The organism is Robinsoniella sp. (assembly GCF_034124845.1).
On record NZ_JAWYAJ010000064.1, the window covers coordinates 1 to 7768 of the forward strand.

At 42.3% G+C, this 7768-nt stretch carries 2 protein-coding genes; both read left to right on the forward strand.

The annotated features are described in order from the left end of the window. Window positions 1–392 precede the first annotated feature (392 nt). On the forward strand, window positions 393–5633 hold the full coding sequence (locus ACH2DQ_RS03210) for a glycoside hydrolase family 98 domain-containing protein (RefSeq protein WP_394911572.1): 5241 nt from the start codon (window positions 393–395) through the stop codon (window positions 5631–5633). Between the two features lie 271 nt (window positions 5634–5904). Further along, on the forward strand, window positions 5905–7768 hold a 1864-nt coding region (locus ACH2DQ_RS03215), incomplete at its 3' end, for an NPCBM/NEW2 domain-containing protein (RefSeq protein ID WP_395025555.1).

Here is a 7768-nt window from a genome sequence, read left to right on the forward strand (position 1 = left end):
GGCTCTATCTGAAAAGCATACCCCGTAAGCAATGCAGCAGTTAAAATAAGGCAATGTATAAAAATCAGTGTATTTCGTATAAGTTTCATATTCACATGGTCCTTTCTTATGGGTGAGCCATCATTATAAAAAGTCCATGTTACAGGTATGTGAAATTATTTCTTATTCTATTATTATATCCGTGAATTCTTGAAATGCAATGAAAAATTAAAAAAACGTATGATCAGGGAACTTCAGGCAAAAATTCGATGAAAATAGTAAAAAATTGGTAATATTTCTATTAGCTGTGATAACCAGGTCAAAAATGTGATGAAAGGGGATAGATAATCGCATTCATTTAAAAACCTGCCCAATTTATAATAAACAAAAGAGTAATAAGGAGGAGGATTTATATGAAGTTCAGGACAAAAAAACTAGTAGCACTTCTAACGGCATCCTGTATGTGCTTAGCGACACCGCTGAGTGCTGCGGCAGAAACCGGGACAGGGGGCGGGGTTGCAAAAGAACAGGAAGAATATTTCACAGGGGAAGAGACACCAGGGCTTATGACCGAAGCAAATACTGCAGGAGAGCGGGATACAGTACAGACAGAAGCAACACAGACGGAACATGAACAGACAGATGAACTGCAGACAGAAAATGTGAAATCGGATGAATTGCGATCAGATAAAGCGCAAACAGAGGAAGTATTGACAGAAGAAGATACGACAGAAGAATCCCCAGGGCAAGATCTGCAGGAAGAAGGGACAAATAGAACAGCTGATGCTCACCGGAAGGCAAGGGTTGCTGAAATAAAGGAAGACCAGCAGGATGCAGCGTACCGGACAGCCTATCTGTCAGACCTGCAATGGAAGTCTGAAAATCATTCAGTGGACAGCGACAAGCCAACCCAGAAGGACAAATCCTTTGAAGGCGGAAAAATTACTTTAAAGGTGGATGGAGCGGTTACCGAATTTGACAAAGGGATCGGAACTCAGACAGACTCCACTATTGTGTACGATCTGGAAGGAAAGGGATATACAAGGTTTGAATCATATGTTGGTGTAGATTATAGCCAAAAGGATAATATTCCGGGTGAAGTATGTGACGTGAAATTTCGGGTAAAGATTGATGATCAGGTTGTATCAGAAACAGGAGTACTGGACCCGCTTTCCAATGCGGTTAAGATTTCAGTGGATATTCCGGATACGGCAAAGACGTTGACACTGTACGCAGATAAAGTTACAGAGACCTGGTCTGATCATGCTAATTGGGCAGATGCAAAATTTTACCAGGTATTACCGGAACCTGAGAATGTTGCATTGAATAAAACGGTAGTGGCAAAGAAGACGGCAGATAATTCGGCAGCTCCGGTTAATCCGGATGCAACAGTTAACAGTTCTAAGGCTGTTGACGGTGTAATAGACAGCTCCAGTTATTTTGACTTTGGAGACCAGGCAGACAGCGGAGCAGTGAGACAGTCACTCTATATGCAGGTTGATTTAAAGGGGAGCTATTTACTTTCCGATATTCAGATGTGGAGATACTGGAAAGATGGCAGAACTTATGCAGCTACTGCCATTGCTGTATCTGAGAATGAGAACTTTGAAAATGCTAAGGTAATTTACAACTCGGATACTACGGGTGAGATACATAACCTGGGTGCCGGAAGTGATTCTCTTTATGCGGAATCGGAAGAAGGAAAGACATTTACGGTACCGGAAAACACAAAAGCCAGGTATATCAGAGTCTATACATATGGTGTTAACGGTACACCTGGGGTGACGAACCACATTGTGGAATTAAAGGTGAATGCTTATGTATTTGGCGATGAAATCCAACCGGAAAAGCCGGATGACAGCAAGATCTTTCCAAATGCAGTAAATCCGCTGAAGCTGCAGGGGCCGGGGACGAATGGCCAGGTAACCCATCCGGATGTTACTGTATTTGATGAGCCATGGAACGGATATAAATATTGGATGGCATATACCCCGAATAAACCGGGAAGTTCTTATTTTGAAAATCCTTGTATTGCAGCATCTAATGATGGAGTGAACTGGGAGTTTCCTGCGCAGAATCCGGTACAGCCTCGTTATGACAGTGAAATTGAAAATCAAAATGAACACAACTGTGATACGGACATTGTATATGATCCGGTAAATGACAGGTTGATTATGTTCTGGGAATGGGCCCAGGATGAGGCTGTAAATGGAAAGACACATCGTTCGGAGATCAGATACCGCGTTTCTTATGACGGGGTTCACTGGGGGATCGAAGATGAGAATGGTAATCTGCAGACCGGACCAACGGATCATGGCTGTGCGATTGCATCGGAAGGGGAACGGTATTCAGACTTATCTCCGACTGTTGTTTATGATAAGACAGAAAAAATTTACAAGATGTGGGCAAACGATGCCGGAGATGTAGGATATGAGAATAAACAGAACAACAAAGTATGGTACCGCACATCCCTGGACGGTATCAGCAACTGGTCCGATAAGACATATGTTGAAAATTTTCTGGGGGTAAATGAAGACGGGCTGCAGATGTATCCATGGCATCAGGATATTCAATGGGTAGAGGAATTCCAGGAATATTGGGCATTACAGCAGGCATTCCCGGCAGGCAGCGGACCGGATAACTCTTCCCTGCGCTTCTCCAAATCAAAAGACGGCATTCACTGGGAGCCGGTATCAGAAAAAGCTTTAATTACGGTAGGGGCGCCCGGAACCTGGGACGCAGGACAGATTTATCGTTCTACTTTCTGGTATGAGCCAGGTGGAGCAAAAGGAAACGGTACCTTCCATATCTGGTATGCCGCCCTGGCTGAAGGCCAGTCCCATTGGGATATTGGGTATACTTCTGCAAATTATGCTGACGCCATGTACAAATTAACAGGTACAAGGCCGGAAGTAGAAAAAAGAATAGAGGTGAATAATGAAAATCCCCTGCTTATCATGCCGTTGTACGGAAAGTCTTACAGTGAATCGGGAAGCACTCTGGACTGGGGCGATGATCTGGTTTCCCGATGGAAACAGGTTCCGGAAGATTTAAAAGACAATGCGGTCATTGAACTTCATCTGGGCGGCAAAATTGGCTTAAATGAAAGTGATTCCCACACGGCAAAAGCGTTTTATGAGCAGCAGCTGGCAATTGCCCAGGAAAATCATATTCCGGTGTTGATGGTGGCAGCAACAGCAGGCCAGCAGAATTACTGGACTGGAACAGCCAATCTGGATCCGGAATGGATCGACCAGATGTTCAAACAGCACAGTGTATTGAAAGGAATCATGTCCACGGAAAATTATTGGACTGACTACAACAAGGTAGCTACGATGGGGGCTGATTATCTGCGTGTAGCAGCTGAAAACGGCGGTTATTTCGTCTGGAGTGAGCATCAGGAAGGTGTTATTGAAAATGTAATAGCAAATGAGAAGTTTAATGCAGCATTGAAGCGCTACGGTAATAATTTTATTTTCACCTGGAAGAACACGCCGGCTAATACCAACTCTAATGCAGGTACAGCCAGCTATATGCAGGGACTCTGGCTGACCGGAATATGTGCACAGTGGGGCGGACTGGCGGATACCTGGAAATGGTATGAAAAAGGATTTGGCAAATTATTTGATGGCCAGTATTCTTATAATCCAGGAGGGGAAGAAGCGAGACCGGTTGCAACCGAACCGGAAGCACTGCTTGGTATTGAAATGATGAGTATCTATACAAATGGAGGATGTGTCTACAATTTTGAGCATCCGGCGTATGTATATGGTTCTTATAATCAAAATTCACCTTGTTTTGAAAATGTAGTTGCAGAGTTTATGCGATATGCAATCAAAAATCCGGCACCAAGTAAAGAGGAAGTGCTAGCAGATACGAAGACAGCGTTCTATGGCAGATTAAGTACGTTAAAGAATGCAGGAAACTTATTGCAAAAAGGTGTGAACTGGGAAGATGCTACACTTCCAACCCAGACCACGGGACGTTATGGGTTAATACCGGCTGTTCCGGAAGCAGTAGATGAAGAAACAGTGAAAGCAGTATTCGGGGATATTGAGATATTGAATCAATCCAGTGCACAGCTTGCCAATAAAGATACGAAAAAAGCATACTTTGAAGAAAAATATCCGCAACAGTATACCGGAACGGCTTTTGGACAGCTTGTAAATGATACCTGGTATCTATACAACAGTAATGTAAATGTGGATGGAACACAAAATGCAAATCTACCGCTGGAAGGTGAAAAATCTGTTGATGTAACCATGACACCGCATACTTTTGTAATCCTGGATGATCAGGAGGGTGAGCTTCAGATCAAGCTGAACAATTATCGTGTTGATAAAGACAGCATCTGGGAGGGGTACGGAACCACAGTGACGGACCGCTGGGATACAGATCACAATACCAAGCTTCAGGATTGGGTCCGGGATGAGTATATTCCTAATCCCGATGATAATACTTTCCGCGATACTACTTTTGAACTGGTTGGACTTAAAGGTGAACCGGAAGTAAATGTGACCGACGGTCTAAAAGGCCAGTATCAGGAGCCGGTTGTAGAATATCATGCAGCAGCAGGTACCGCTATGATCACCGTTTCCGGTAATGGCTGGGTAGATCTGACAATTGATACAAATACGGCAGAAGTACCAAAAGTTGATAAAGGGAAGTTAAATGCTAAAATCGCAGTAGCGAAAGGGATCAAACAGGGGAATTATACGGAGGAATCATACAAAGCCCTGCAAAATGAAATAGCAACTTCCCAGGCTGTATCTGATAAAGCAGATGCGGCACAGGAGGAGGTCAATGAACAGTTACGCCGGTTAGAAAGTGCGATAGCTGGTTTAAAAGAAAAACCAAAGCCGGCAGTGGTATCCAAGACCGTATTATATGCAAAGATAGCTGAGGCGAAAGGGATTAAACAGGGGAACTATACAGAGGAATCATACAAAGCCCTGCAAAGCGAAATCGGAAAAGCCCAGGCGGTAGCAGATAAAACAGATACCACACAGCAGCAGGTAAATGATCAGGTGGCAGCATTAACCAATGCAATGAAGAATTTAAAACTGGACGCAGCTAAAATAGCGGCAGAATCTGCCAAGAGAGTAGCATCAGCTAAAGTCTCTGTAAAAGCAGTCTCTTATAAAGCCAAAGAAATAAAGTTATCATGGAAAAAGGTAGCGGATGCGGATGGCTATTTAATCCGGGGAAAAAGCGGCAAAAAATGGAGTATGGAGAAGAACATTAAGAACAACGGCACAACCACTTATACTTATAAAAAAGGTACACCCGGTACGAAATATACATTTGAAGTCAAAGCTTATAAGATCGTAAATGGGAAGACCATCTACAGTAAATACAGTACCGCCACTAAAAAAGTTGTACCCCAAACGGTATCTGCAAAGGCAAAGACTTCAAAAAATAAAATCATATTAAGCTGGAACAAAGTGTCAGGAGCATCCGGATATGTTGTTATGAAGAGAAACGGAAAGAAGTGGGAAAAGGCTGCCCAGGTAAATGGCAAGACACTGAAGTTCACCGATAAAAAGGTAAAGAAAGGAAAAATGTATACTTATAAAGTGAAGGCTTACAAAACTTATAAAGGTGAAAAAGTTTTTGGAAGTTATAGTAAGTCTGTAAAAATCAAAGTGAAATAAAAATCTCTGTAGATTTTTTGACCAAATGCCGTCCTTTTTATGGAAATTAGTCAAAAATAAGCAATATTTTTATAATTATTTTAATATACGGGTGTCGCAGTAAAAAAATAGTAAGAAATGAATGACTTTGTTTATTGTAAGAAAATATGCTGCATGATAGGATTTTGACATAGGGTAGTGCGGAAAAATTTTACAGAAGATAAAAGCAAAGGGAGGTGTCTGACATTAACGCGACAACCCGTAAAAATGAAAAAGATTGGGAGGTAACAAAATGAAAAGTAAGAAATTAATATCAATGAAGCGTATTATGGCGTGGATTCTGACTTTGTGTATGATATTAACGGCAGTGCAGATTCCGATTGATGTACAGGCTGCTGTATCAGAAGAAAATGCAGCTCTGGGAAAATCAGTTTCATTACATAAAAGTGATGGTACTGATCTGCCGGATGATTATCGCAATCCCGACAGACCGGCTGCAATGGCAGTAGATGGTATTATTGATGCTACTGGAGAGGCCAACTATTGTGAGCTTGGAAAAGATGGGGATAAAACAGCTATGTATCTGCAGATAGACCTCGGAGGTCTGTATGATTTAAGCAGAGTAAATATGTGGAGATACTGGAAAGACGGAAGAACTTACGATGCAACAGTAATTACTACGTCTGAGAGTGGTGATTTTACGGATGCAGCAGTTATATATAACTCTGACAAGTCAAATGTGCATGGATTTGGAGGGGGAAGGGATGACCGATACGCTGAAACTGCATCAGGACATGAATTTACTGTACCAGACGGCACAAAGGCACAGGCAGTACGTGTATATGTATTTGGCAGTATGAGCGGTACTACAAACCACATCAATGAAGTGCAGGTTTGGGGAACAGCGGATTCAGGCAACCCGGAAGCAGGCACATATACTGTAACGATTCCAACGGGCAGCGGATATCAGGTTATCCCATTTGAAAATGATCCTACCACAGTGGAAGAAGGTGGTTCCTTCCGTTTCCAGGTGCTCATTGATACAGAAAGCGGTTACAGTGCAACCAGTGCAGTTAAAGCAAATGGGGTAGAACTGGAAGCAGTTGACACTGTTTATACCATTGAAAATATTACGGAGAATCAGTCCATTACCGTTGAAGGCGTACATAAAGCACAGTATGAAGTGACATTTCCGGAAAATCCCCAGGGATATAGTGTAGAAATACAGAATGGTGGAAGCACAACGGTAGACTATAATGGTTCCATCAGCTTTAAGCTGATTTTAGATGAAGCATATGATGAATCCGTACCGGTTGTAAAGGCAAACGGCGGCACAGCTTTGGAAAAAGATGAGCTTGGGGTATATACAATAGCTAATATTCAGGATGACCTTGTAATTACTGTTGAGGGAATCCAGGAAAATACTGTTGTAAAGACAAAAACAATTTATCTGTCTGATATCGACTGGAAGAGTGCAACAAATGCAGTGGGTGCTGCAGGAGAAAAAGAAACACCAACAAAAGACCTGAACCATTTGCAGGAGCCAATAAAACTATTAGTAGATGGAACAGAAAAAACGTTTGATAAAGGGATTGGAATTCAGACAGATTCTTCTATCGTGTACGATTTGGAAGACATGGGTTATACTTCTTTCCACACTATGACAGGAGTTGATTATTCTGCAATCGGATATGTGGGTGGAGAAGAAGGATGTGATGTGCAGTTTAAAATTTATCTGGATGGCGAGGCAGTATTTGACAGCGGAATCGTAGATGCGTCTAATAATGCCCAGGAGTTTAATATTGCTTTAACCCCTGAAAATAAAGAACTGAAACTGGAAGCGAAAATGGTTTCGCAACCATATAACGACTGGGGCAACTGGGCAGATGCCAGCTTTGAAATGGCTTATCCGGAACCAACGAATATTGCTTTAAATAAGACCGTAACCGTTAAGAAAACAGCGGATAACTCAGACTCTGAAATGAATTCAGGCAGACCGACAACAATGGCAGTTGATGGAATTATCGGACCTACATCAGATGCGAACTATTGTGATTTTGGTCAGGATGGAGATAATACTTCCCGTTATCTGCAAGTAGATTTAGGCGATGTATATGAACTTACCCAGATGAATATGTGGAGATACTGGGGAGACT

Coding starts and splice junctions, on each gene's coding strand:
- ACH2DQ_RS03210 (WP_394911572.1), top strand. CDS start 393: ATGAAGTTCAGGACAAAAAAACTAGTAGCACTTCTAACGGCATCCTGT.